The sequence below is a fragment of the Kitasatospora herbaricolor genome, assembly GCF_030813695.1.
In the GTDB taxonomy this organism is placed as follows: domain Bacteria; phylum Actinomycetota; class Actinomycetes; order Streptomycetales; family Streptomycetaceae; genus Kitasatospora; species Kitasatospora herbaricolor.
The window spans coordinates 5,952,118-5,976,008 of sequence record NZ_JAUSVA010000002.1 but is presented as its reverse complement, the minus strand read 5'-3'; the positions used below and the strand labels follow the sequence as shown (position 1 = coordinate 5,976,008).

The following is a 23,891-nucleotide window of genomic DNA, read 5'->3' as shown; positions in this document are numbered from 1 at the left end:
GTCGGGCCCGCCCCGTTTCAGGCCGCCTTACGGTGAGGCACCTCGCCGGCGCCGGCAGCTGCCGGGCATGGAGCGGCCCCGCGGATACCGGCTCAGCCGGTGCCCCCACCCCTGCTGACACTCTGTTGGGCACCAGGGTAAGCCGGGGCCCACCGGAAGGGCAGACTTTCGGGCAACCGGGAATGCCGCACGGATGTGCGCAAGGGCACAGTGACAGAATGCCCGCCGCCGCCGCTGCCGGGCGAAAGTGACGCCCTCTCAGGACGGCGGCGGGCACTGCCGGTCACTGCTCGGCGGGCTGCCCGGGCACCTCGGAGGCCGGCCCGGCCGGCTGCTCGGCCGCGTCCGGGGCCGCCTCGGCGCCGGTCTCCCCCTCGGGGGCGGACGCCTTGGCCCTGCGCCGGGCGGCCGGCTTGGCCGCGGGCTCCGGGGTCTGCGCCTGCTCCGGCAGGCCGAGGTGGGCCCGGGCCGCCTGCGGGCCGCTCTCCAGCAGGACGGCGAACCCGGCGTCGTCCAGCACCGGCAGGCCCAGCTGGACGGCCTTGTCGTACTTGGAGCCCGGGTTGTCGCCGGCCACCACGAAGTCGGTCTTCTTGGACACCGAGCCGGTGACCTTGGCCCCGCGCGAGGTCAGCGCCTCCTTGGCGCCGTCCCGGGTGTGGCCGGCCAGCGTGCCGGTGACCACCAGCGTCAGGCCCTCCAGCGGGCGCGGGCCCTGCTCCTCGGCGGCGGCCTCGGTGAAGACCACCCCGGCGGCCCGCCACTTCTCCAGGATCTCCCGGTGCCAGTCCTCCTCGTACCACTCGCGGATGGCCCGGGCGATGGTCGGTCCGACGCCCTCGGCGGCGGCCAGCTCCTCCTCGGTGGCGGCGAAGATCCGGTCCAGGTCGCGGAACTCGGCGGCCAGCGCCTGGGCGGCGACCGGGCCGACGTGCCGGATCGACAGGCCGTTGACGTACCGCCAGAGCGGGCGGTCCTTGGCCTTGTCGAGGTTCTCCAGCAGCAGGGCGGCCGACTTCTTGGGCTCGCCCTTCAGGTTGGCGAAGAAGGTCATGACCTTCTCCTCGCCCGTCCGGTCGTCCAGCTTGGGCATGCCGGACTTCTGGTCGCGGACCTTGACCTTGATCGGCAGGAGCTGCTCCAGGGTCAGGCCGAAGATGTCGCCCTCGTTGCCGACCGGCGCCTCGGCGGGCTCCAGCGGCTGGGTGAGCGCCGTCGCGGCGACGTAGCCGAGGCCGTCGACGTCCAGCGACTCGCGGCCGCCCAGGTAGGCGATCCGCTCCCGGACCTGGGCCGGGCAGAACCGGGCGTTGGGGCAGCGCAGGTCGATGTCGCCCTCGGACATCGGGCGCAGTTCGGTGCCGCACTCGTGGCAGTGCGAGGGCATCACGAACTCCTGCTCGGTGCCGTCGCGCAGGTCCTCCACCGGGCCGAGGATCTCGGGGATGACGTCCCCCGCCTTGCGCAGCACCACGGTGTCGCCGAGCAGCACGCCCTTGGCCTTCACCACCTGCTGGTTGTGCAGCGTCGCGTACTGGACCATCGAGCCGGCCACCTTCACCGGCTCGGCGAGCACCGCGAACGGGGTGGCGCGGCCGGTGCGGCCGATGCCGACCTGAATCCGGGCCAGCTTGGCGGTGACCTCCTCCGGCGGGTACTTCCAGGCGATCGCCCAGCGCGGCGACTTGGACGTGGAGCCGAGCCGGCCCTGCAGGGCGATCTCGTCCACCTTGACGACCACACCGTCGATCTCGTGCTCGACCGAGTGCCGCTGCTCGCCGTACTGGCCGATGAACGCCCGGACCTCCTCCAGCGTCCCGACCACCCGGTTGTGCCGGGCGGTGGGCAGGCCCCAGCCCTCCAGCAGCCGGTAGGCGTGCGACTGGCAGTCGATGTCGAAGCCCACCCGGGCGCCGATGCCGTGCACCACCATGTGCAGCGGCCGCGCGGCGGTGACCAGCGGGTCCTTCTGGCGCAGCGATCCGGCGGCGGCGTTGCGCGGGTTGGCGAAGAGCTTCACCATGGCGTGCGGGCGCCGGCCCTCCTTGGCGCGCTCCTCGTTCTCCAGCCGGCGGCGCTCGTTCTCCGCCGCGAAGGAGGCGTTGAGCTCGGCGAAGGCCTCGGTCGGCAGGTACACCTCGCCGCGGATCTCGACCAGCTCGGGGATGTCCTCGCCGGCGAGCTGGTGCGGGATCTCCTTGATGGTGCGGACGTTGGCGGTGATGTCCTCGCCGACCCGGCCGGTGCCGCGGGTGGCGGCCAGCACCAGCCGGCCGTGCTCGTAGGTGAGGTTGACGGCCAGGCCGTCGACCTTGAGCTCGCACAGGTAGTGGTAGTCGAGGCCGTCCAGCTCGCGGGCCACCCGCTCGGCCCAGCCGGACAGTTCCTCGTCGTCCATCGCGTTGTCCAGGCTGAGCAGCCGCTCCCGGTGCTCGACCTTGGTGAAGCCCTCGGCGGCGCCGCCGCCGACCTTCTGCGAGGGCGAGTCGGGGGTGACCAGCGCGGGGTGCTCCCCCTCCAGTGCCTCCAGCTCGCGCATCAGGGCGTCGAACTCGGCGTCGCTGACGACGGGCGCGTCCTGCTCGTAGTACCGGGTGCGGTGGTCCTCGATCTCGGCCGCCAGTTCGGCGTGCCGCCTGCGCACCTCCGGCGGGATCTCCTCCCAGCCCTCGACAGCCACCACTGCAAGCCTCCTACCGTCTCACTCCGGATTGTCCACCAGGCTCCGCGCCGCCCTCACGCTGTGTGACAGCGCGGTGCGCGCGTACGCGGGGCTCGCCCCCGCCAGCCCGCAGGACGGTGTCACCAGCACCTGGCGGCCCAGGAGTTCCGGGGCCAGCCCGAGCCTGCGCCACAACGTCCTGACACCCTGGACACTACCGGCAGGGTCTGACACTCCCGCTGATTGAGCGGCCGCCCGGGGCCGGGCGCCGGGCGGCGCGGGCACCGCGGCCGGCTCGGTGGACGGCACCACGCCGGCCAGGATCCGGGTGCCGGCCTCGATCGCCTCGCCCAGGTCCTCGTCCTCACGCTCCGTCAGGAACGAGAAGTCCAGCGAGACTCCGGCCGCGCCCGCCCGGCGCAGCAGCGGGATCGGCACCTGCGGGGCGCAGCAGTGCACCACCACCGGGACGTCCAGCCGGGAGATCACCCCGCGCAGCAGCTCCTCGGCGACCTGCCGGTCGACCGAGCGCAGCCGCTGGAAGCCGCTCGCCGTCTTCACGCCGCCGGCCAGCACGGCGGGCAGCGAGGGCTCGTCGAGCTGCAGGACGACCTGCGCGCCGGGCACCCGGCGGCGGACGTCCTCCAGGTGGCGGCGCAGGCCTTCGGTGAGGGAGTCGGCGATGCCCCGGCAGGCGCCGCGGTCACGGAGCGCCTTCTCGCCGTTGCGCAGCTCGATCGAGGCGGCCAGCGTCCAGGGGCCCACCGCCTGCACCTTGAGCGCGCCCCGGTGCCCCTGGGTGAACTCCTCCAGGGCGTCCAGGTCCTCGCCCAGCCAGGAGTGGGCCCGCCGGGTGTCGCGCCCGGGGCGGTCGGCGAACCGCCAGCCGCTCGGCTCGGTCTGCGCGAACAGCTCGACCAGCAGACCCGCCCCGCGTCCGATCATGTCGGCGCCGGGCCCGCGGGCGGGCAGCTCCGGCAGGAACGGGAGGTGCTCCAGGGCGCCGACCGACGTCCTGGCGGCCTCCCGGGCGTCGGTGCCGGGCATCGAGCCGACGCCGGTGGCGGCGCCGTACAGCTCCGGGAAGGCCTGCGGGTCGAGGGGTGCGTCTTCGCTGCTCACCCCGCGAAGCCTACGGCGTCCGGGCCCCGGCCGGGCCCGGACCCGGCGGCCCGGCAGGGCCCCGGCGGTGTCAGCGGCCGGGGCGGACGGTGATCTCGGTGATCTCGGCGTCGCGCGGCAGGTCGAGCGCGGTCAGCACGGCCTTGGCCACCGACTCCGGGTCGATCCAGCGCTCGGGCTCGTACTCCTTGCCCTCCTGCTGGTGCACCTTGACCTGCATCATGGTGGCGGTGCGGCCGGGGTACACCGAGGTGACCCGGACGCCGTTGCCGTGCTCCTCGGCGCGCAGCGCGTCGGCGAGCGCCCGCAGGCCGAACTTGCTGGCCGCGTAGCCGCCCCAGTTGGCGTGCGCGGTCAGGCCGGCGCCGGAGTTGACGAAGACCACGTGGCCGCGGACCAGCCGCACCGAGGGGAGCACCAGCCGGGTCAGCTCGGCCGGGGCGACCAGGTTGACGTTCAGCTGCTCCTGCCAGGCCTTGACCGGGAGGTCCCCGATCTCACCCAGCTGGACGACGCCCGCGATGTGCAGCAGGGAGTCGATCTCGACCGGGAGCTCCTGCTGACCGAGGGTCCAGGAGAGCTTGGCCGGGTCGGCGAGGTCGGCGACCAGGGTCCGGGCGGTGGGGAAGCGCTCGCGCAGCTCGGCGGCCCGCCGGGCGTTGCGGGCGAACAGCCAGAGGTTCTCGCCGCGCTCGGCGAGCCGCTCGGCGACGACGGCGCCGATGCCGGATCCGGCGCCGGTGATCAGATGATTTCCCATGATCGGGGTCGCTCTCAGTCGCGGGCTTCGAGGTGGGTGAACACCTCGGCCGGGTCGGCGGTGAAGGTGATCAGCTCGGCCAGCGGCCGGGGCAGGAAGCCCTCCTGGTCCATCCGCTGCAGTTGCAGGCGCAGGCCCTCGTAGAAGCCGTCGGTGTCGAGCACCACGACCGGCTTGTCGTGCAGGGCGTGCTTCTTCAGCTCCAGCACCTCGGTGACCTCGTCCAGCGTGCCGAGACCGCCGACCAGCACCACCACGGCGTCCGCCCGGGCCAGCAGCTGGGCCTTGCGCTCGGCCAGGTCACGGGTGGTGACCAGTTCGTCCGCGCCCTCGTAGGCCTTGTGGGCGAGCATCTCGACGGAGATGCCGACCAGCCGGCCGCCGGCCTCCTTGACGCCGTCGGCGAGCAGGCCCATCAGGCCGGCGTGCGAGCCCCCCCAGACCAGGGTGTGGCCGCGCCCACCGAGCAGCCGGGCGAACTCGGCGGCCGGCTCGGTGTAGCGCTCGTCGAGCGAGAACGCGGAGCAGAAGACGGTGATGTTCATGGTTCCCCAGGTCCGCCGCGGCCGCGGGGCCGCGATCTTGGTGGTTCAGGGCCGTACCGGGCGCCGGCCGGGGCCGCGCCGGACCGGCTCAGGCGTTGACGACCCGCCGCTCGGTGGCCGCGATGGTGGCCGAGCCGACCACCCGGGTGCCGTCGTACAGCACCACGGCCTGGCCGGGGGCGATGCCCCGGGCGGGGGTGTCCAGCTCGACCCGCAGCTCGCCGTCGACGACGGCCGCGCTCACCGGCACCTCCTCGCCGTGGGCGCGCAGCTGGGCGGTGTAGCGGCCGTCGGCGGCGGGCACGCCGGAGCACCAGCGGGGGCGGATCGCGGTGAGCGACAGCACGTCCAGGCCCTCGACCGGGCCGACCGTGACGGTGTTGTCCACCGGCGAGATGTCCAGCACGTAGCGCGGCTTGCCGTCGGCGGCGGGCCGCCCGATCCGCAGGCCCTTGCGCTGGCCGATGGTGAAGCCGTAGGCGCCGTCGTGCTCGCCGAGCTTGGTGCCGTCCGCGTCGACGATGTCGCCGGTGGCGGTGCCGAGGTGCTTGGCGAGGAAGCCCTGGGTGTCGCCGTCGGCGATGAAGCAGATGTCGTGGCTGTCGGGCTTCTTCGCGACGGCCAGGCCCCGGCGCTCGGCCTCCTCGCGGATGACGTCCTTGGTGGTGTCGCCGAGCGGGAAGAGCGAGTGGGCGAGCTGGTCGGCGTCGAGCACGCCGAGGACGTAGCTCTGGTCCTTGGCCGCGTCGACGGCGCGGTGCAACTCGCGCTCGCCGGTGGGCAGGTCGACGATCCGGGCGTAGTGGCCGGTGCAGACGGCGTCGAAGCCGAGCGCGATCGCCTTGTCCAGCAGCGCCGCGAACTTGATCTTCTCGTTGCAGCGCAGGCAGGGGTTGGGGGTGCGGCCGGCCGCGTACTCGGCGACGAAGTCGTCGATCACGTCCTCGCGGAAGCGCTCGGCGAGGTCCCAGACGTAGAACGGGATGCCGATCACGTCGGCGGCCCGGCGGGCGTCCCGGGAGTCCTCGATGGTGCAGCAGCCGCGCGCGCCGGTCCGGAAGGACTGCGGGTTGGCGGAGAGCGCGAGGTGCACGCCGGTCACCTCGTGGCCGGCCTCGGCGGCGCGGGCGGCGGCGACGGCGGAGTCGACGCCGCCGGACATCGCGGCCAGCACGCGCAGGCGGCGGCCGCCCGCCGCGTCGATCGGGCTCGGACCAGTGGGGGCACCCGGGAATTCAGTCATGATGCCTCCAAGAGTACGGGGTGCTCCTCGCCGCCCCGACGGCAATGACCGCGGGCCGGCCCGGGCGCCGGGGGGGCGGGCGGGTGCCGTGTGCCCGGCGTCACGTCCGGCGCCGTACGGCGGGGCAGCGGCCGGGCCGGCGGAGGGCTCAGCGGCGGGCGGCCGCCGCGACCCCGGCGTTGCGGGCCCGCAGGACGGCCGGGCCGATCGCCGCGGCGAGCGCCTCGACGTCCGCCCGGGTGGAGGTGTGGCCGAGCGAGAACCGCAGCGAGGCCCTGGCCAGCAGCGGGTCGGCGCCCATCGCCAGCAGCACGTGGCTGGGCTGCGGCACCCCGGCCGAGCAGGCCGAGCCGGTGGAGCACTCGATGCCCTGGGCGTCGAGCAGCATCAGCAGGGCGTCGCCCTCGCAGCCGGGGAAGGAGAAGTGCGCGTTGGCGGGCAGCCGGCCGGCGGGGGCCGGGTCGCCGTTCAGCACGGCGTCGGGCACCGCGGCGAGCACCTCGTCGACCAGTTCGTCGCGCAGCGCGGCGACGGTCGCGGCGTGCTCGGCCCGGCGCCCGACCGCGACCCGGGCGGCGGCGGCGAAGCCGGCCGCGGCGGGGGCGTCCAGGGTGCCGGAGCGGACGTCCCGCTCCTGGCCGCCGCCGTGCAGCAGCGGGACGGGGGTGGCGCCGCGGGAGAGCAGCAGCGCGCCGATCCCGTACGGGCCGCCGATCTTGTGGCCGGTGACGGTGAGCGCGGTCAGGCCGGACTCGGCGAAGGAGACCGGCACCTGGCCGAGCGCCTGCACCGCGTCGGCGTGCATCGGGATGCCGTACTCGCGTGCGACGGCCGCGAGTTCGACGACCGGCTGGACGGTGCCGACCTCGTTGTTGGCCCACATCACGGTGACCAGCGCCACCGAGCCGGGGTCGGCCTCGATCGCCTCGCGCAGCGCCGCCGGATGCACCCGGCCGTAGGCGTCCACCGGCAGGTACTCGACCCGGGCGCCCTCGTGCTCGGCGAGCCAGTGGACGGCGTCCAGCACCGCGTGGTGCTCGACCGGGCTGCTCAGCACCCGGGTGCGGGCCGGGTCGGCGCCGCGGCGGGCCCAGTAGAGGCCCTTCACCGCGAGGTTGTCGGACTCGGTGCCGCCACCGGTGAGAACGATCTCGCTCGGCCGGGCGCCCAGCGCCTCCGCCAGCGACTCCCGGGACTCCTCGACCACGCGGCGGGCGCGCCGGCCGGCCGCGTGCAGGGAGGAGGCGTTGCCGACGACACCGAGGTGCGCCGTCATCGCGGCGATCGCCTCGGGCAGCATCGGCGTGGTCGCCGCATGGTCCAGGTATGGCATAACCCGTCGATTGTAGAGGGCCGCCGGGTCACGATTCGGCCATTGCACCCTCTGCAACGCGTCGTTAGCCTGGCGCAACAACCGGACCGTCCGAGAACCGGGACGGGCCGGGCCACGGCCGCCGGCCGGACCACGGGCCCAACTCCCGGCGGAGCAACGCCCGGACGGCCGGCCGGGCCCGCCGGCCGCACATCCGCGGCCCCGCGTCCGGCCAGCACCCTCGGCCGGCCCGCCCGGCCCGCAGAACCCTTCAGCAGGAACAGCCCAGCACGACGCTCCGGGGGGCGCCATGTCACAGTCGGTCGACCGCGCACTGACCATCCTGGCCTCGCTCGGCGACGGCCCGGCCTCGCTGGAGCAGGCCGCCGCCTCCATCGACGTGCACAAGTCGACCGCCCTGCGGCTGCTGCGCACGCTGGAGTCGCACGGCTTCGTGCACCGGCAGTCCGACCACCGCTACCGGCTGGGCGGCCGGCTGATCTCGCTCGCCCAGCAGGCCCTGGAGGAGGTCGACGTCCGCCAGGTGGCCGCGCCCTACCTGGCCTCCCTCAACGAGCGGTACGGCCACACCGTGCACCTCGCGGTGCTGGAGGGCGGCGAGGTGGTCTACCTGGACAAGGTGGAGAGCCGATACCCCGTCAGCCCCGGCTCCTGGCTGGGCCCGGCGTCCCGGATCGGGCGCCGGGTGCCGGCCAGCGCGACGGCGCTGGGCCGGGTGCTGCTGGCCGACCTGCCCGAGGACCAGCTGACGGCGCTGCCGGTGACCCGGGAGTTCGAGGCCCGGGCCGCGCGGCGCCCGGCCGCCGGGGCCCCGCGCGGCGACAAGCAGCACTCGGAGGAGCTGCTGGCCGACCTGGCGGCCGTCCGGCGGCTCGGCTGGGCGATGGACCGCGGCGAGAACAAGGAGGCGGTCACCAGCGTGGCCGCGCCGATCTCCGGCAGCGGCGGGCGGGCCGTCGCGGCCTGCGCCATCTCCGCCCCGGCCGACGTCGCCCCGGCCACCGTGCTCACCCGGCTGCTGCCCGAACTGCTCTGCACGGTCGAGGCGATCTCGCTGGCGTACGGCGGCTCCCCTACTCCTCGCTGGTGCGAGAACCGTTGCGGTGCCAAGCACGAGGTGCCCGCCAGCCGAACTTGAGCGCGAACATCCGCAGCAGGAAGGCGGTCAGCGCGGCGGTCGTCCCGGTGGCCGCCGTCAGGTGGTCGACGGCGATCAGGACGGCGGTCGTCGCCGAGCCGATCAGCGCGGGCACCGCGTAGATCTCGCGGTCCCAGCGCAGCAGCGACGGGATCTCCTGCGCCAGCACGTCACGCATCACCCCGCCGCCGGCCGCGGTGACCATCCCGAGCGCCACCGAGGCGACCGAGCCGAGGCCGTAGTCGTGCGCCTTCGCGGTGCCGGTGACGCAGAACAGGCCGAGCCCCAGCGCGTCGAGGGTCTGCACGCTGCGGTTGATCCGCTCCACCTGCGGGTGCAGGAAGAACACCACCAGGCCGGCGGCCAGCGGGGTGGAGAAGTACCCGAGGTTGCTGAACGCGGCCACCGGCGTCGCGCCGATCACCAGGTCGCGCATCACCCCGCCGCCGAGCGCCGTGACCTCCGCCAGGACGCAGATGCCGAAGATGTCCATGTTCTTGCGCACGGCCAGCAGGCCGCCGGACAGGGCGAAGACGAAGATGCCGACCAGGTCAAGGGTCTGCTGCACGTCGGTGGGGAAGATCTGCGAGGTCACCGCACCAGTCTCCACCGCGCCGGACGCCATCCGGACCGCGGGCCTCCGGATCGGCCGCCGGGTCGCCGGGAGGCCCTCGCGCCGGGGCGGCAGCGCCTAGCGTGGTGCCATGACACTGAACTGGGAACAGGTGGTCGTCGACGCGAAGGACCCGGTGGAGCTGGGGCGCTGGTGGGCGCGGGCGCTCGGCTGGGTGACCGTCGACGACGATCCGGACGAGTACGAGATCCGCTCCGCGCCGGACCGGCTGCCGAGTCTGCTCTTCATCCGGGTGGACGACCCCCGGGTGGTGAAGAACCGGCTCCACCTGGACTTCCGCCCGGACACCGGGCAGGCCGCCGAGGTGGAGCGGCTGCTGGCGCTCGGTGCCCGGCTCGCCGACGTGGGCCAGGGCGAGCGGTCCTGGACGGTGCTGGCGGACCCGGAGGGCAACGAGTTCTGCGTGCTGAGCGCCCGTAACTGATCCCCCTGGGCGACGCCCGGGCACGGAAGGCGGTGCGGCCCCGACCGGGTGGTCGGGGCCGCACCGCCTTCCCACGCCCGGAGACCGCCGGGCGGGGCCGTTCAGCCGGCCGTCAGGGTCTTCGTCTGCTCCGGGGTGTTCTCCGGGAAGTGGCAGGCGACCTGGTGGCCCGTCTTGAGCGCGACCAGCGGCGGCTCCTGGGAGGCGCAGACGTCCTGGGCCTTCCAGCAGCGGGTCCGGAAGCGGCAGCCGCTCGGCGGGTTGATCGGGGAGGGGACGTCGCCGGTGAGGCGGATCCGCTCGCGCTGCTCCTTGCGCCGGGGGTCGGGCACCGGCACGGCCGACATCAGGGCCGTGGTGTAGGGGTGCATCGGCGTCTTGTAGAGCGAGTCCCGATCGGCGATCTCGACGATCTTGCCGAGGTACATCACCGCGACCCGGTCCGAGACGTGCCGGACCACCGAGAGGTCGTGCGCGATGATCAGGTAGGTGAGGCCGAGCTCCTTCTGGAGGTCGTCCAGCAGGTTCACCACCTGGGCCTGGATGGAGACGTCCAGGGCCGAGACCGGCTCGTCCGCGACGATCATCTTCGGCCGCAGCGCGAGCGCGCGGGCGATGCCGATGCGCTGGCGCTGGCCGCCGGAGAACTCGTGCGGGTAGCGGTTGTAGTGCTCCGGGCTGAGGCCGCAGAGTTCGAGCAGCTCCTGGACGGCCTTCTTGGTGCCGCCCTCGCTCTTCACGTTCTGCAGCCGGAACGGCGCGCCGACGATGGTGCCGACGGTGTGCCGCGGGTTCAGCGAGGAGTACGGGTCCTGGAAGATCATCTGGATGTCGCGGCGCAGCGGCCGCATCGCCCCGGTGCCCAGGTGGGTGATGTCGGTGCCCTCGAACTCGACGGTGCCGGAGGTCGGCTCGTCGAGCCGGGTGACCAGCCGGCCCATCGTGGACTTGCCGCAGCCGGACTCGCCGACCACGCCGAGGGTCTCCCCCGGGTTGACGGTGAAGTCGATGCCGTCGACCGCGCGCACCGCGCCGGACTGGCGCCGCAGCAGGCCCTTGGTGATCGGGAAGTGCCTGGTGAGCCCGGTGACCCTGAGCAGCGGTTCGCGGTCGGAGGCGGGCGCCGGTGACGGGATCGCCGCTACCTGAGTGTCCGTCATGAGGTCTCTCCTGAGGGGTGGTACGTGCTCACAGCCGGGGCGCGATCTCGTCGGTGAAGATCCGGTGCCGTTCGGCGGCCGGGATGTGGCAGGCCGCGCGGTGGCCGGGGGAGGCCTCCGCGAGCACCGGCACCTCGGTCGTCGAACGTCCGCCGGTGAGGCCGGCGTACGGGCAGCGCGGGTGGAAGGCGCAGCCGCTGGGCACGTTGATCAGGCTGGGCGGGGTGCCCTTGACCGGGATCAGCCGCTCCTGGAGCTCGCGGTCCAGGCGCGGCATCGAGCCCAGCAGGCCCCAGGTGTAGGGGTGCTCGGGGCTGTCGAAGAGGGTCCCGGCGGGGCCGTGCTCGATGCACTTGCCGCCGTACATGACCAGGATGTCGTCGGCGAGTTCGGCGACCACCCCGAGGTCGTGGGTGATGATGATGACGGCCGAGCCGAACTCCTGCTGGAGGTCGCGGATGAGGTCCAGGATCTGCGCCTGGACGGTGACGTCCAGGGCGGTGGTGGGCTCGTCGGCGATCAGCAGGGACGGGTCGTTGACCAGGGCCATCGCGATCATCGCGCGCTGGCGCATGCCGCCGGAGAACTCGTGCGGGTAGGCGTCGACCCGCTTGTCGGGCTGCGGGATGCCGACCCGGTCGAGCATCTCGATCGCGCGCTTGCGGGCTTCCTTCTTGCTCGCACCGGGGTGGTGCGCCCGGTAGCCCTCGACGATCTGCGCGCCCACCGTGTAGTAGGGGTGCATCGCGGTGAGCGGGTCCTGGAAGATCATGGCCATCTTCTGGCCGCGCAGCTGCCGGACCCGGTCGGGGTCGGCGCCGATCAGCTCCTCGCCGTCCAGCCAGACCTCGCCGGAGATCTGCGGTGCGCCGCGCTTGGTGCCGGTGCGGTGCAGGCCCATGATCGAGAGCGAGGTGACGGACTTGCCGGAGCCGGACTCGCCGACGATGCCGAGGGTCTTGCCCTTCTCCAGCGTGAAGTTGAGGCCGTCGACGGACTTCACCAGGCCGTCGTCGGTGGGGAAGTGCACCCGCAGGTCGCGGACGGTGAGGAAGCCCTCGGGGGCGCCGGCCGCCTTCTGGAGCCGGCTCTGGGCCTGGGTCTGGGTCTTGCTCATGTCAGCCTCACCCGAGGATCGACAACGGCGTACAGCAGGTCAACCAGCAGGTTGGCCAGGATGATGAAGAAGCCCGCGAAGAGGGTCACGCCCATGATCACCGGGAGGTCGCTGCCGCTGATGGCGGCGACCGCCTCGTAACCGAGCCCGCGGAAGTTGAAGGTGGTCTCGGTGAGCACCGCGCCGCCGATCAGACCGCCGAGGTCCATGCCGAAGACGGTCAGGATCGGGGTGAGGGTGGAGCGCATCGCGTGCTTGCCGATGACCGTCCGCTCGCCGAGGCCCTTGGCCCGGGCGGTGCGGATGTAGTCCTCACCGAGCACGTCCAGCAGGGTGGCGCGGGTGAGCCGGGCGTAGGTGGCGGCGTAGAGGAAGGCCAGGGTGATCCACGGCAGCAGCAGGTTCTGGAACCAGGCCACCGGGTCGTCGGTCAGCGCCACGTAGTCGTGCGGGAACCAGCCGAGCTGGTAGACGAAGATCGCGCTGGCGAGCATGCCGGTGAAGTAGATCGGCAGCGAGACACCGGCCAGGGCGGTGGTCATCGTGAAGCGGTCGAGCAGGGTGCGGCGGCGCAGCGCGGAGACCACGCCGGTCGCGGTGCCGAAGACCAGCCACAGCACGGCCGCGCCGAAGGCGAGCGAGGCGGTGACGCCCAGGCGGTCGAGCAGCACCGGCCAGACCGCGCGCTCGGTCTTGAAGGAGTAGCCGAGGCAGGGGGCCGAGCAGTGGGTGACGTCGACCCCGGTGCTGTAGTCCCGGCCGGCGAAGATGCCCTTCAGGAACAGGAAGTACTGCTCGATGATCGACTTGTCCAGGCCCATCTTGTGCCTGATGCCCTCGATCGCCGCCTTGTCCGCGATCTTGCCCACGTAGAGCAGTGCGGGGTCGCTGCCGGTGATTTTCGGCACCATGAAGAAGATGCCAAAGGTGACCGCGGAGACCACCAACAGCATGGCGACGACGTTGACGAGCCGTCGGATGAGATACACGAGCACTGCGGCCGGCGCCGCCGGTGACCGGCCGAGCCCCCTTGTGGGGGGCCCGGCCGGCCCGGCGAAGCCTTCACCTGCCCTTCGGACTAGCGATACGAACTACGGGAGCGGGTAGAGCAGGTCACTTGCCGTCGGAGACACCGAGCGCCTGGAAGTCGATCTCGCCGCCCAGGGCGTCCTGGGTGTAGACGTTGGTCAGGCGCGGGTTGCGGTAGTTGAGCGCCTTGTCCGCGACGATCGGCAGGTAGTAGCCGCTGTCGATCACCTTGTGGTTGATCTTCTTGTAGAAGTCGGCGGCCTTGGCCGGGTCGGTCTCGGCGGTCGCCGAGTCGAACCAGCCGTTGATCTCCGGGTCGTTGATCTCGGAGTAGTTGCTGTTGCCGTTCTGGGTGATGAACCGGCCGTCGGTGAGCGGCTGGAGGTAGCCGCTGCCGTTCGGGTAGTCGGCGGCCCAGCCCATCACGATCAGGCCGTAGCCCTTGGTCGCGACGACGCTCGGCGAGCCGATCTCGGAGGCGATCAGCTTGCCGTCGTACTGGTCGACGGTGACGTCGACGTTGATGGCCTTCAGCGCGCTCTGCAGGGCGACGGCGGAGTTGACTTCCTTCTCCTTGTTGCCGCGGACCGCGATGTTGGTCTTGAAGCCTTCCGGCTTGCCGCAGAGCTTCAGCTCCTCCTTGGCCTTCTCCACGTTGGGCTTGCCCTTGGTGAAGCCGAACGGGTCGTAGTCGTCCGAGCCGAGGATGTTCGGGGGCAGCATGGAGCCGTAGGTGGAGCCGGCCGTCGACCCGCCGCGGGCGGTCTGCAGGGCGGTGGTGTCGGCCGCGTAGAGGACGGCCTTGCGGCAGTGCTCGTTGTCGAACGGCGCGACCTTCGGCACCACCGAGATGTAGCGGATGAAGCCGTTGTAGGCGTCGTCGGTGTTGGCCTTGAGCTTCGGGTCGGTGAGGACCTTGGCGCCGGCGGCCTGGGAGAGGCCGGTCTGGCTGAAGTCGATGTCGGCCGAGCCGTCGAGCAGACGGGCGTCCATGTCGTCGGCGTTGGTGGTGATGGTCAGCTTGACGGTGTCCGGCAGGGCCTTGCGGACGGTGTCGGTGGCCTGGTCCCAGTTCTCGTTGCGGACCAGCTCGACGGACTTGCCGGGCTCGATCGACTTGAACTTGTACGGGCCCGAGGAGACCGGCTTGTCACCGTACTTGGAGCCGGTGTCGAGCTTCTGCGGCACCGGGGAGGCGCTGCCCATGGCGAGCAGGTAGAGGAAGGACGAGTCCGGCTTGGCCAGCTTGAAGACGATGGTGGTGTCGTCCGGGGTCTCGACCGTCTTCAGGCCCAGCTTGTTCGGGTCCGCGTCGGTGTACGGGCCCTTGTAGTCCTGGCCCTGGTCCAGGGACTGGATCAGGTAGGTCGGGCCGCCGCTGATGACGTCCTGGGCGAAGATGCGCTCGATGCCGTACTTGATGTCCTTCGAGGTGATCGGCGAGCCGTCCTCGAACTTCAGGCCGGCCTTCAGCTTGAAGGTGTAGGTCTTGCCGTCGGCGGCGATCTCCGGCTGGGCGGCCGCGAGGTCGGGGACGAGCTTGAGGCCGTCCTTGCCGGGCTTGGAGTCGTACGTCAGCAGGGTGCGGGCGTAGTAGCGCTGGAAGTTCCACACCGAGGCGTAGTAGGCGCGGCCCGGGTCCCAGGAGTCGGCGTCCGTGCTGGTCCACAGGTTGATGGTGCCGCCCTTCTTGTCCGAAGGGTTGAGCACCTTGCCGACCGCGGCGTTGAAGCCGCCCTCTGCACCCTTGCTGGCGTCGCTGCTGCCGCCGCCCTTCGAGCCGCCGCAGGCGGTCGCGGTGAGCGCCAGGGTGGCCACCAGGGCAGCGGCGGCGAGCGTCCGGTTACGCGTCATGAGTACGGTTCCTCCTGAAGATGTGCGGGCCCGATCGGTCCGCCGAGGGGGGTGCTGTCCCCTGGTGTGGGGGGTGGGTCTGAAGGGGCTCAGTTGCCCTTGGGGTCGAGCGCGTCACGCAGCCCGTCGCCGAAGAGGTTGAAGGCGAGCACGGTGATGAAGATCGCGAGACCGGGGACGACCATGTAGGTCGGGTCCACCTGGTAGATCTTGGTGGCCTGGGAGAGCATCTGCCCCCAGGAGGGCGTGGGCGGCTTGACGCCCGCGCCGAGGAAGCTGAGCGCCGCCTCGCTGAGGATGTTGGTCGGGATGATCAGCGTCGTGTAGACGAGGATCGGGGCGACCAGGTTGGGCAGCAGCTCGCGCAGCAGGATGTGCACCGGGCCGGCGCCGAGGCTCCGGGCCGCGTCGACGAACTCGCGTTCGCGCAGCGACAGGGCCTGGCCGCGGACGATGCGTCCGATGTAGGGCCAGCCGAAGAAGCCGATGACCAGGATCAGGATCGCCATCCGGACGCCGCTGCCGCTCAGGCCGAGCAGGTCGTTGGGCATCACCGAGACCAGCGCGATCGAGAACAGCAGCTGGGGGAAGGCGAGCAGGACGTCCATGACCCGGCTGATCGCGGAGTCGATCCAGCCGCCGAAGTAGCCGGCCGCGACGCCCATCAGGACGCCGATGACGACCGAGACCCCGGCCGCGAGGAAGGCCACCAGCAGCGAGATCTGGGCGCCGTAGAGGATCCGGCTGAAGACGTCCCGGCCGAAGGTGGGGTCGACACCCAGCAGGAAGTCACCGCTGATGCCGCCGAACGCGCCCTTGGGCAGCCCCAGTTCGGGGTTGATCTGATCCGGGTGCGGTTCGTCGACCGGGTGCCCGAAGAGCGAGCTGAGCACCGGCGCGAACAGCGCGGCGAGGATCAGCAGCATCACCACGACGCCGCCCGCGAGGGCGACCTTGTCGCGTTTGAGGCGGTCCCAGGCGATTCTGCCCGGGGAACGGCCTTCGATCTTCTTGACCGGCGCCGCTGCGGGTGCCGCTCCGGTCTCGGCCGGGCCGGCGGATCCGGTGGTGTCGATGGGTGTGGTCATGAGTCAGTTCGGTCCCCTCGCCGACGGTGGCCGGCCCACGGTGCCCGGTCGCGCGAGGTGTTCCGACCCGGTCCGGGTCGGGACTGCGTGAGCGGGTTGCGCTACTGGTGCGTTTTGCATCGGTGCGGTGGTGCTGGTCGCCGGATCGGCGGTACGGCGGTGCGGAAGACAGCGGAACGGGGTGCTGAGGTGCTCCGTGCGGGATGGGCGTCGCGCGGATCATTCGGTCTGCGTGCGCGTTCGCCCTTGTGGGGCCCGGTGCGAGCACTGCATTGCGCAGAACTCTCTGCCATCCCCCCGGGCTTGCGCCAGCCCTGACAACCGAAGGATGCCCAACTGTGATCTGTGGGCATGCACAGCCTCAGGAGCCGCATACGCTTCTTCACATATCTGTTACATGCATGTCAAGATCAATGACGAAAATGGCTGGCGAATGCCCCTGGGAACGTCACGACCGGCCTGACATGACATCAGGCCGGTCGGGTGCGAAATGAATGTTTCGTGGCCGTACAGGACGGGAATTGCGGCGCCCGGACCTCAGCGGCCCGGATAGCCCGGCCACGGCTGCTGCGGCCACCCCGGGCCCGCCGGCGGTGGCTGGGTGCCGTACGGGTACGAGGCCTGCGGCGGGTACGCCTGGGCCGGGTACGGGGCCACCGGCGGCCGGCCGGCCGCCTCCCGGTCGAAGAACGGGCGCGCGTTGGCCCGCATCCACATCGCCACCGGGTCGTACTCGTCGCCCATCGCCACGGTCGACACCGCGAGCCCCTCGGGGGCCACCGCGATCGCCCGCTGCATCAGTGCCCGGACCGCCTCCACCGCCGGCGGCGAGGTGTCGTACAGTTCCAGTCCGATCGCCAGGTACGGCTCCCCCACGGCGGGACGCACCCAGGCCCGGCGCAGCGCCCGGACGGCCCGCACCTCCAGCGCCTGGTGCTCCAGCAGCCCGTAGAACTGCGGTGCCTGGACCTGCGGTTCGCTCAGGTGCAGCGGCCCGGCCGGCAGCCGGTCCAGACCCGCCGCGATCCGCCGCAGGTCCGCCCAGGGGATGCCGACACCGCCGCCGGGGGCGTGCGGGTTCAGCCACAGGCCCCAGCGGGTGCGGTACAGCGAGGCGGCGATCTCCTGCCCGGAGATCACCTCGTGCCCGCGGGCCCAGCCGCTGGACGCCAGTTGCTCGGGCGAGGTGACCGCGGGCGCGTACCCGTGCCCGGAGACGTCCATGTTCCCGTACTGCGCGTCCGGGCTGCCCGCGGAACCGTGCCAGAGCAGCATCCAGACCTGGCCCTCGGCCAGCGCCCGCAGCATGCCCTCGTACGCCTCGTACCGCTCCGGCGCGACCTCGCGCAGGGCGCGTTCCAGCGCCCCCGGGTCACCCCCGGGGCGCGCCGCGGGAGGCGGGCCCCAAGGCCCCGGTGCTCCGCCGCCGGCCGCTGCCGCGTTCATACGCCCACCTCGATGGCCGCCACGCGAAACGCGCACCTTCTGCCGGCGCGCTCGCCCCGCTCGCCCACTTCGAGCCCTCTTCCTGGTCTGCCGCCGCCGGTGTGGCAGGGGTGTCCGTCCCGGGGTGTCCGGACGCAGCCTATGGGGCGCTGCGGACAGTCGCCATGCCGACGTGCCCCGACCCCGCCGGTCACATCCTTGTGTAGAAGGGCTGTACCCGGCCGAGCAGCCACTCGACCACCGGGTCGTCCACGAGGTCGAGCAGCACGAGGTGGACGCCACCGGGAAGCGGCGCGGTTCCCAGCGCCCGCCCGAGCGCCTCGTTCACCGCGCCCGGGTCGGCCGGCCAGGCCTGGTCGAGCTGGACCCCGACGAACATGACGGTCGGCTCCCCCTCCACGCTGGCCAGCGCCCGACGTGCCGTCAGCACCCCCGGCAGCGCGGCCAGTTCGGCGGCCGCCGCGGAGAGGAAGGCGAACGGCTCCTCCTCCGGCGCGGGCTCCCGCAGCGCCACCCGGCCACCGGCACCGGCGTCCGTCTGGGTGTCCCAGCGGTCCTCCCGCGGCCCGCGGCGCAATTCGGCCACCCCGGCCGGCGGCACCGGGATGCCCACCGGCGCGTCCGGGTTGACCGCGATCCCCAGCCCCAGCGGCAACCCCCGCGCGAACTCCCACACCGGGGCGACCGCGAAGGCCAGCCCGGGGGCGTGCTGCAGGAACTGCTCCTGGGAGGAGAACACCGGGACGTACGGCGCGCCCGCCAGTTCGATGGTCGGCAGGTCCAGCGACTGCCCCTGCGGGTCGGCGCCGGCCGGCAGGGGGATCCAGACCTGGCTGCGCGCCAGCACCTCGATCACCCGCGGCGTGGCACCCGGGTCGCCCAGCGCGGCGGTGAGCACCTGCTCCAGCTCGTTGGCGGGCCAGCTCCCCCCGGGCGGCGCCGCCTCCGGCCCGCCCCATGCCTGCGTCTCCTCCGCCGGGTAACCCATACGCCCCTGTACCGCCCCATCTCTAGCCGCCGGCCTCCCAGCCTATCGGCCCGTCCCCCCGCCGGACCGGGCGCACGGGATCAAGGGGAGGCCTCCACGTCCCGCCTACGAGCCCCGCGTACGAACAGCCCCCGCGCCGCTTCGCAGCACGGCCGGGCGGCGGCCCAGGGCCGCGGAAACCGGTCCGTGCCCGCACCGGCCGGCGGACCCGCGGATTCCCGGGACCCCCGGCCGGCCGGAGGCCACGACCACGAGCGAGCCTTTAAGACCCACCGCCCGGCATGCCATGATGTGCCCGTCCCCGTGAGTCGCTTCGGCGGGGCGCCCAACTCCATACAGGCCGCTCGAACCCGCGCGGGAGAGTCCGGAGTGCCCCCTGGGGTACGGCCGGCGCCGAAGGAGCAAGTCCTCCCCGGAATCTCTCAGGCACCCCTACCGCACGGGCGAGGCACATCTGGAAAGCGGACACGGCCCTGCCGTGCGCCCACCCACGGTGCAAGCCGCCATGCTGTCCCCAGGGCAGCGCGCGGTGAAGCTCTCAGGTTGTGACGACAGATGGGGAGACCCAGCCGCCGCATGCCCGCGCGCAGGTCAGGTCCCCGTCGGGGCCGGTCCGGCGTGCGCTCACCTGAGTGCCCAGCCCAAGGAGTACAGGCCATGTCGTCCCCCCGTCTCACCGCGCTCGACGCGCTGCACCGCGCCCTCGGCGCCACCATGACCGACTTCGCCGGCTGGGACATGCCGCTGCGCTACGGCAGCGAGCGCGAGGAGCACCTCGCCGTCCGGACGAAGGCCGGCCTGTTCGACCTCTCGCACATGGGTGAGATCACCGTCTCGGGCCCGCAGGCGGGCGAGCTGCTGGACCACGCGCTGGTCGGCTTCATCTCCGCGCTGGGCGTGCTCCGCGCCCGCTACACCATGATCTGCGCCGAGGACGGCGGCATCCTGGACGACCTGATCGTCTACCGGACCGCCGAGGACGAGTACATGGTGGTCGCGAACGCCTCCAACGCCCAGGTGGTGCTGGACGCGCTGACCGCCCGCGCCGAGGGCTTCGACGCGGTGGTGCGCGACGACCGCGACGCGTACGCGCTGATCGCCGTGCAGGGTCCGGAGGCGAACGGCATCCTGGCCTCCGTCACCGACGCCGACCTGCCGGGCCTCAAGTACTACGCGCTGCTGCCCGCGACCGTGGCCGGCAAGCAGGTCTGGCTGGCCCGGACGGGCTACACCGGCGAGGACGGCTTCGAGATCTTCTCGGCCCCCGCCGACGCCGAGCACCTGTGGAACGCGCTGACCGAGGCGGGGCAGGGCGTCGGCCTGGTCCCGTGCGGCCTGTCCTGCCGGGACACGCTGCGCCTGGAGGCGGGCATGCCGCTGTACGGGCACGAGCTGAACACCGAGCTGACGCCGTTCGACGCGGGCCTGGGCCGGGTGGTGCGTTTCGACAAGACCACCAACGGCGGCGCCTTCGTCGGGCGCAAGGCGCTGGAGCAGGCGGCCGCCGAGGCGGAGACGAACCCGCCGCGGGTGCTGGTCGGCCTGGTCTCCGAGGGCCGGCGGGTGCCGCGGGCCGAGTACGCGGTGGTGGACGCCGAGGGCGCCCCGATCGGCCGGATCACCTCGGGTGCGCCGTCCCCGACGCTGGGCAGGCCGATCGCGATCGCCTACGTGGACGCGGCGCACGCGACGCCGGGCGGCACCGTCGCGGTGGACGTGCGCGGCAAGCACGAGCCCGTCCAGGTGGTCGCGCTGCCGTTCTACAAGCGCGCCCGCTGAGGCCCGTCACCGGTCCGCACCGCCGAGGCCGCGCGGCCGGGCCCGCACGCCGGTGCGGGCGCCCGCCCGCGTGAGCGCGGTCACCCACCGTCACCCCTGTCCGGGCCGCCGGGCCGATCCGGCGACCCCGCATTTCCACCGACTGCTTCCCATCCTGGAGAATGACGCCATGAGCAACCCCCAGCACCTGCAGTTCAGCAAGGAGCACGAGTGGCTGACGGCCGCCGAGGGCGGTGTCTCGACCATCGGCATCACCGCCCACGCGGCGGACGCCCTCGGTGACATCGTCTACGTGCAGCTGCCCGAGGTCGGCGACACCGTCACCGCAGGTGAGACCTGTGGCGAGCTTGAGTCCACCAAGTCGGTCAGCGACCTGTACTCCCCCGCCACCGGCGAGGTCGTCGAGGTCAACCAGGCCGTCATCGACGAGCCGGCCCTGGTGAACTCCGCCCCCTTCGAGGGTGGCTGGCTGTTCAAGGTCCGGCTCGACGGTGAGCCCGCGGACCTGCTGAGCGCCGACGAGTACACCGCCCTCACCGGCGGCTGAGTCCCCCGACGGGGCGGCCGCAGCGCGGCGGCCGCCCCCGCCCGGCCCCTTGCCCGCTCCCGCCCGCCGCCCGGCCGTCCCCGCGGCCGACGAGCTGCGCGCGGCTGCCCCATGACGGGAAGACCACACCATGACTGTCCTCAACCAGTCCCTGCACGCTCTCGACCCGGAGATCGCCGCCGCGGTCGACGCCGAGCTGCACCGTCAGCAGACCACCCTGGAAATGATCGCCTCCGAGAACTTCGCCCCGGTGGCGGTCATGGAGGCCCAGGGCTCGGTGCTGACCAACAAGTACGCCGAGGGCTACCCCGGCCGTCGCTACTACGGCGGCTGCGAGCACGTCGACGTGGCCGAGCAGATCGCCATCGACCGGGTGAAGGCGCTGTTCGGCGCCGAGCACGCGAACGTCCAGCCGCACTCGGGCGCGCAGGCGAACGCCGCGGCGATGTTCGCGCTGATCCAGCCGGGCGACACCATCCTGGGCCTGAGCCTGGCGCACGGCGGCCACCTGACCCACGGCATGAAGATCAACTTCTCCGGCAAGCTCTACAACGTGGCCGCGTACCACGTGGACGAGAAGACCAACACGGTCGACATGGCCGAGGTCGAGCGCCTCGCCAAGGAGCACCAGCCCAAGCTGATCATCGCGGGCTGGTCCGCCTACCCGCGCCAGCTGGACTTCGCCGAGTTCCGCCGCATCGCGGACGAGGTCGGCGCGCTGCTCATGGTCGACATGGCGCACTTCGCCGGCCTGGTGGCCGCGGGCCTGCACCCCAACCCGGTGCCGTACGCGGACGTGGTGACCACCACGACCCACAAGACCCTCGGCGGCCCCCGCGGCGGCGTGATCCTCTCCAAGGCCGAGTACGCCAAGAAGATCAACTCCGCGGTCTTCCCCGGCCAGCAGGGCGGTCCGCTGGAGCACGTGATCGCCGGCAAGGCCGTCGCGTTCAAGGTCGCCGCCTCCGAGGAGTTCAAGGAGCGCCAGGAGCGCACCCTGGCCGGCGCCAAGATCCTCGCCGAGCGCCTGCTGAAGTCGGACGCCACCGAGGCCGGCGTGTCCGTCCTGTCCGGCGGCACCGACGTCCACCTCGTCCTGGTCGACCTGCGCAACAGCGAGCTGGACGGCCAGCAGGCCGAGGACCGCCTGCACGAGGTCGGCATCACGGTCAACCGCAACGCGATCCCGAACGACCCGCGTCCGCCGATGGTCACCTCCGGCCTGCGGATCGGCACGCCGGCGCTCGCCACCCGCGGCTTCCAGGCCGAGGACTTCCGCGAGGTCGCCGACATCATCGCCGAGGCGCTGCTGCCGACCTTCGACGAGGCCAAGGCCACCGCCCTGAAGACCCGGGTCAGCGCGCTGGCCGCGAAGTACCCGCTGTACCCGAACCTGTAGGACCCGAAGCAGCAGGGCCCGAAGCTGCACGGCCCTCATCTGCAGGGCCCGCTTCACCTCTCGTGAGTCCCGGCACGCACCCGCCGAGCCTCCCGAAACCCCGGGGCACCGCGCACACTGGAACGTGGCGCGCGGTGCCCCGACGCGTGTACCCGCTTGTCCTTCCACGAGACCAGACAAGGACGTCCCCCCGTGGCCATCAGCGTCTTCGACCTCTTCTCCATCGGCATCGGCCCGTCGAGTTCCCACACCGTCGGCCCCATGCGGGCGGCCCGGATGTTCGCCCGCCGCCTGAAGTCCGAGGGGCTGCTGGCCCAGACCGCCGCCGTCCGGGCCGAACTGTTCGGCTCGCTCGGCGCCACCGGCCACGGCCACGGCACCCCCAAGGCCGTCCTGCTCGGCCTGGAGGGCAACTCGCCCCGGACCGTCGACGTCGACCAGGCCGAACTGGACGTCGAGCGGATCAGGGCGACCAAGCAGCTGCGGCTGCTCGGCCACGACCTGGCCGACGCCCACCAGATCGCCTTCGACACCGACACCCAGCTGATCCTGCACCGCCGCCGCTCGCTGCCGTACCACGCCAACGGGATGACCCTGGCCGCGTACGACGCCGACGGCGTGCCCGTGCTGGAGAAGACCTACTACTCGGTCGGCGGCGGCTTCGTGGTCGACGAGGACGCCATCGGCGCCGACCGCGTGAAGCCGGACGACACCGCGCTGCGCTACCCCTTCCGCACCGGCGAGGAACTGCTGCGCCTCACCCGGGAGACCGGGCTGTCGATCTCCGGCCTGATGCTGGAGAACGAGAAGGCCTGGCGCAGCGAGGCCGAGATCCGCGCCGGGCTGCTGGAGATCTGGCGGGTGATGCAGGAGTGCGTCGCCGCCGGCATGTCCCGCGAGGGCATCCTGCCGGGCGGCCTGAAGGTCCGCCGCCGCGCGGCCTCCGGCGCCCGGGCGATGCGGGCCGAGGGCATAGGGCCGGCCAACGCGATGGAGTGGGTGACCCTCTACGCGATGGCGGTGAACGAGGAGAACGCCTCCGGGCAGCGCGTCGTCACCGCCCCGACCAACGGCGCGGCGGGCATCATCCCCGCCGTCCTGCACTACTTCATCAACTTCATCCCCGGCGCGGACGAGGACGGCATCGTCCGCTTCCTGCTCGCGGCCGGTGCGATCGGCATGCTCTTCAAGGAGAACGCCTCGATCTCCGGCGCCGAGGTCGGCTGCCAGGGCGAGGTCGGCTCGGCCTGCTCGATGGCGGCCGGCGGCCTCGCCGAGGTCCTGGGCGGCTCCCCCGAGCAGGTCGAGAACGCCGCCGAGATCGGCATCGAGCACAACCTCGGCCTCACCTGCGACCCGGTCGGCGGCCTGGTCCAGATCCCGTGCATCGAGCGCAACGGCATGGCCTCGGTCAAGGCGATCACGGCGGCCCGGATGGCACTGCGCGGCGACGGCCGCCACCACGTCTCCCTCGACAAGGCGATCAAGACCATGAAGGAGACCGGCGCCGACATGAAGGTCAAGTACAAGGAGACCTCGCGCGGCGGCCTCGCGGTCAACGTCATCGAGTGCTGACCGGCCGACGCGGCGGCGCGTGACAGCCTCACACCGTGGCGGGGCCTA

General features: G+C 72.5%; 20 protein-coding genes and 1 riboswitch. Of the genes, 6 read left to right on the top strand and 14 right to left on the bottom strand.

The genetic code is table 11. The annotated features are described in order from the left end of the window. Nucleotides 1-283: 283 nt before the first annotated feature. From ligA to J2S46_RS26390, 6 genes are all read right to left on the bottom strand, one after another. The gene (gene ligA / locus J2S46_RS26415; protein ID WP_191289562.1) at nt 284-2,683 is read right to left on the bottom strand and encodes an NAD-dependent DNA ligase LigA; all 2,400 of its coding nucleotides are present in this window, start codon (nt 2,681-2,683) and stop codon (nt 284-286) included. An 18-nt stretch (nt 2,684-2,701) separates the two neighbouring features. Continuing rightward, a complete protein-coding gene (locus J2S46_RS26410; protein ID WP_191289610.1) occupies nt 2,702-3,709 on the bottom strand; it encodes a methionine synthase in 1,008 nt (335 codons plus the stop codon). A 145-nt stretch (nt 3,710-3,854) separates the two neighbouring features. Further along, complete coding sequence (locus J2S46_RS26405) at nt 3,855-4,544, bottom strand: SDR family oxidoreductase (RefSeq protein ID WP_073926054.1); 690 nt, start codon at nt 4,542-4,544, stop codon at nt 3,855-3,857. A gap of 14 nt (nt 4,545-4,558) precedes the next feature. Further along, a complete protein-coding gene (locus tag J2S46_RS26400; protein WP_191289561.1) occupies nt 4,559-5,089 on the bottom strand; it encodes an LOG family protein in 531 nt (176 codons plus the stop codon). Between the two features lie 88 nt (nt 5,090-5,177). Further along, on the bottom strand, nt 5,178-6,332 hold the full coding sequence (gene mnmA, locus J2S46_RS26395) for a tRNA 2-thiouridine(34) synthase MnmA (protein WP_191289560.1): 1,155 nt from the start codon (nt 6,330-6,332) through the stop codon (nt 5,178-5,180). 148 nt (nt 6,333-6,480) lie between these two features. Continuing rightward, the gene (locus J2S46_RS26390; RefSeq protein ID WP_073926056.1) at nt 6,481-7,665 is read right to left on the bottom strand and encodes a cysteine desulfurase family protein; all 1,185 of its coding nucleotides are present in this window, start codon (nt 7,663-7,665) and stop codon (nt 6,481-6,483) included. A gap of 289 nt (nt 7,666-7,954) precedes the next feature. Here J2S46_RS26390 and J2S46_RS26385 point away from each other — a divergent pair, with 289 nt between their 5' ends. After that, nucleotides 7,955-8,803 carry an IclR family transcriptional regulator gene (locus J2S46_RS26385; protein ID WP_191289559.1) on the top strand — a complete coding sequence of 283 codons (849 nt, stop codon included), beginning with the start codon at nt 7,955-7,957 and terminating at the stop codon, nt 8,801-8,803. Here J2S46_RS26385 and J2S46_RS26380 read toward each other — a convergent pair. Continuing rightward, entirely contained in the window at nt 8,739-9,428 is a 690-nt protein-coding gene (locus J2S46_RS26380; protein ID WP_191289558.1) for a trimeric intracellular cation channel family protein, read from the bottom strand. The two genes, J2S46_RS26385 and J2S46_RS26380, sit on opposite strands and share 65 nt — an antisense overlap. Before the next feature lie 79 nt (nt 9,429-9,507). Here J2S46_RS26380 and J2S46_RS26375 point away from each other — a divergent pair, with 79 nt between their 5' ends. Continuing rightward, nucleotides 9,508-9,861 (top strand): VOC family protein, encoded by a 354-nt coding sequence (locus J2S46_RS26375; protein ID WP_191289557.1) that lies wholly within the window; start codon nt 9,508-9,510, stop codon nt 9,859-9,861. A 101-nt stretch (nt 9,862-9,962) separates the two neighbouring features. On the opposite strand, the gene J2S46_RS26370 is transcribed toward J2S46_RS26375, so the two are convergent. The 7 genes from J2S46_RS26370 to J2S46_RS26340 all read right to left on the bottom strand — a co-directional run bounded on the left by J2S46_RS26370 (nt 9,963) and on the right by J2S46_RS26340 (nt 18,543). Further along, nucleotides 9,963-11,021 (bottom strand): ABC transporter ATP-binding protein, encoded by a 1,059-nt coding sequence (locus tag J2S46_RS26370; protein WP_191289556.1) that lies wholly within the window; start codon nt 11,019-11,021, stop codon nt 9,963-9,965. 28 nt (nt 11,022-11,049) lie between these two features. Next, nucleotides 11,050-12,138 (bottom strand): ABC transporter ATP-binding protein, encoded by a 1,089-nt coding sequence (locus tag J2S46_RS26365; RefSeq protein ID WP_191289555.1) that lies wholly within the window; start codon nt 12,136-12,138, stop codon nt 11,050-11,052. Next, nucleotides 12,135-13,133: an ABC transporter permease gene (locus J2S46_RS26360; protein ID WP_073926062.1), complete on the bottom strand. Its 999-nt coding sequence runs from the start codon at nt 13,131-13,133 to the stop codon at nt 12,135-12,137. Before J2S46_RS26360 ends, J2S46_RS26365 begins: the two co-directional genes overlap by 4 nt. A gap of 118 nt (nt 13,134-13,251) precedes the next feature. Beyond that, nucleotides 13,252-15,021 carry an ABC transporter substrate-binding protein gene (locus J2S46_RS26355; RefSeq protein WP_191289554.1) on the bottom strand — a complete coding sequence of 590 codons (1,770 nt, stop codon included), beginning with the start codon at nt 15,019-15,021 and terminating at the stop codon, nt 13,252-13,254. Between the two features lie 89 nt (nt 15,022-15,110). Then, nucleotides 15,111-16,109 (bottom strand): ABC transporter permease, encoded by a 999-nt coding sequence (locus tag J2S46_RS26350; protein ID WP_191289553.1) that lies wholly within the window; start codon nt 16,107-16,109, stop codon nt 15,111-15,113. Nucleotides 16,110-16,646: 537 nt separating this feature from the next. Continuing rightward, nucleotides 16,647-17,555 carry an enhanced serine sensitivity protein SseB C-terminal domain-containing protein gene (locus tag J2S46_RS26345; RefSeq protein WP_079198073.1) on the bottom strand — a complete coding sequence of 303 codons (909 nt, stop codon included), beginning with the start codon at nt 17,553-17,555 and terminating at the stop codon, nt 16,647-16,649. Nucleotides 17,556-17,745: 190 nt separating this feature from the next. Further along, nucleotides 17,746-18,543, bottom strand: a complete 798-nt coding sequence (locus J2S46_RS26340; protein WP_191289552.1) for an enhanced serine sensitivity protein SseB C-terminal domain-containing protein — start codon at nt 18,541-18,543, stop codon at nt 17,746-17,748. Nucleotides 18,544-18,888: 345 nt separating this feature from the next. Beyond that, a riboswitch (glycine riboswitch) is annotated at nt 18,889-18,991 on the top strand. 209 nt (nt 18,992-19,200) lie between these two features. Here J2S46_RS26340 and gcvT point away from each other — a divergent pair. The 4 genes from gcvT (at nt 19,201) to J2S46_RS26320 (ending at nt 23,843) form a co-directional block, all read left to right on the top strand. Further along, nucleotides 19,201-20,322, top strand: coding sequence for a glycine cleavage system aminomethyltransferase GcvT (gene gcvT, locus J2S46_RS26335; protein WP_191289551.1), 1,122 nt, complete (start codon nt 19,201-19,203; stop codon nt 20,320-20,322). Between the two features lie 169 nt (nt 20,323-20,491). After that, nucleotides 20,492-20,869, top strand: a complete 378-nt coding sequence (gene gcvH / locus J2S46_RS26330) for a glycine cleavage system protein GcvH (RefSeq protein WP_073926067.1) — start codon at nt 20,492-20,494, stop codon at nt 20,867-20,869. Between the two features lie 130 nt (nt 20,870-20,999). After that, complete coding sequence (gene glyA / locus J2S46_RS26325) at nt 21,000-22,268, top strand: serine hydroxymethyltransferase (RefSeq protein ID WP_191289550.1); 1,269 nt, start codon at nt 21,000-21,002, stop codon at nt 22,266-22,268. Between the two features lie 192 nt (nt 22,269-22,460). Next, on the top strand, nt 22,461-23,843 hold the full coding sequence (locus J2S46_RS26320) for an L-serine ammonia-lyase (RefSeq protein ID WP_191289549.1): 1,383 nt from the start codon (nt 22,461-22,463) through the stop codon (nt 23,841-23,843). Nucleotides 23,844-23,891: the final 48 nt, after the last annotated feature.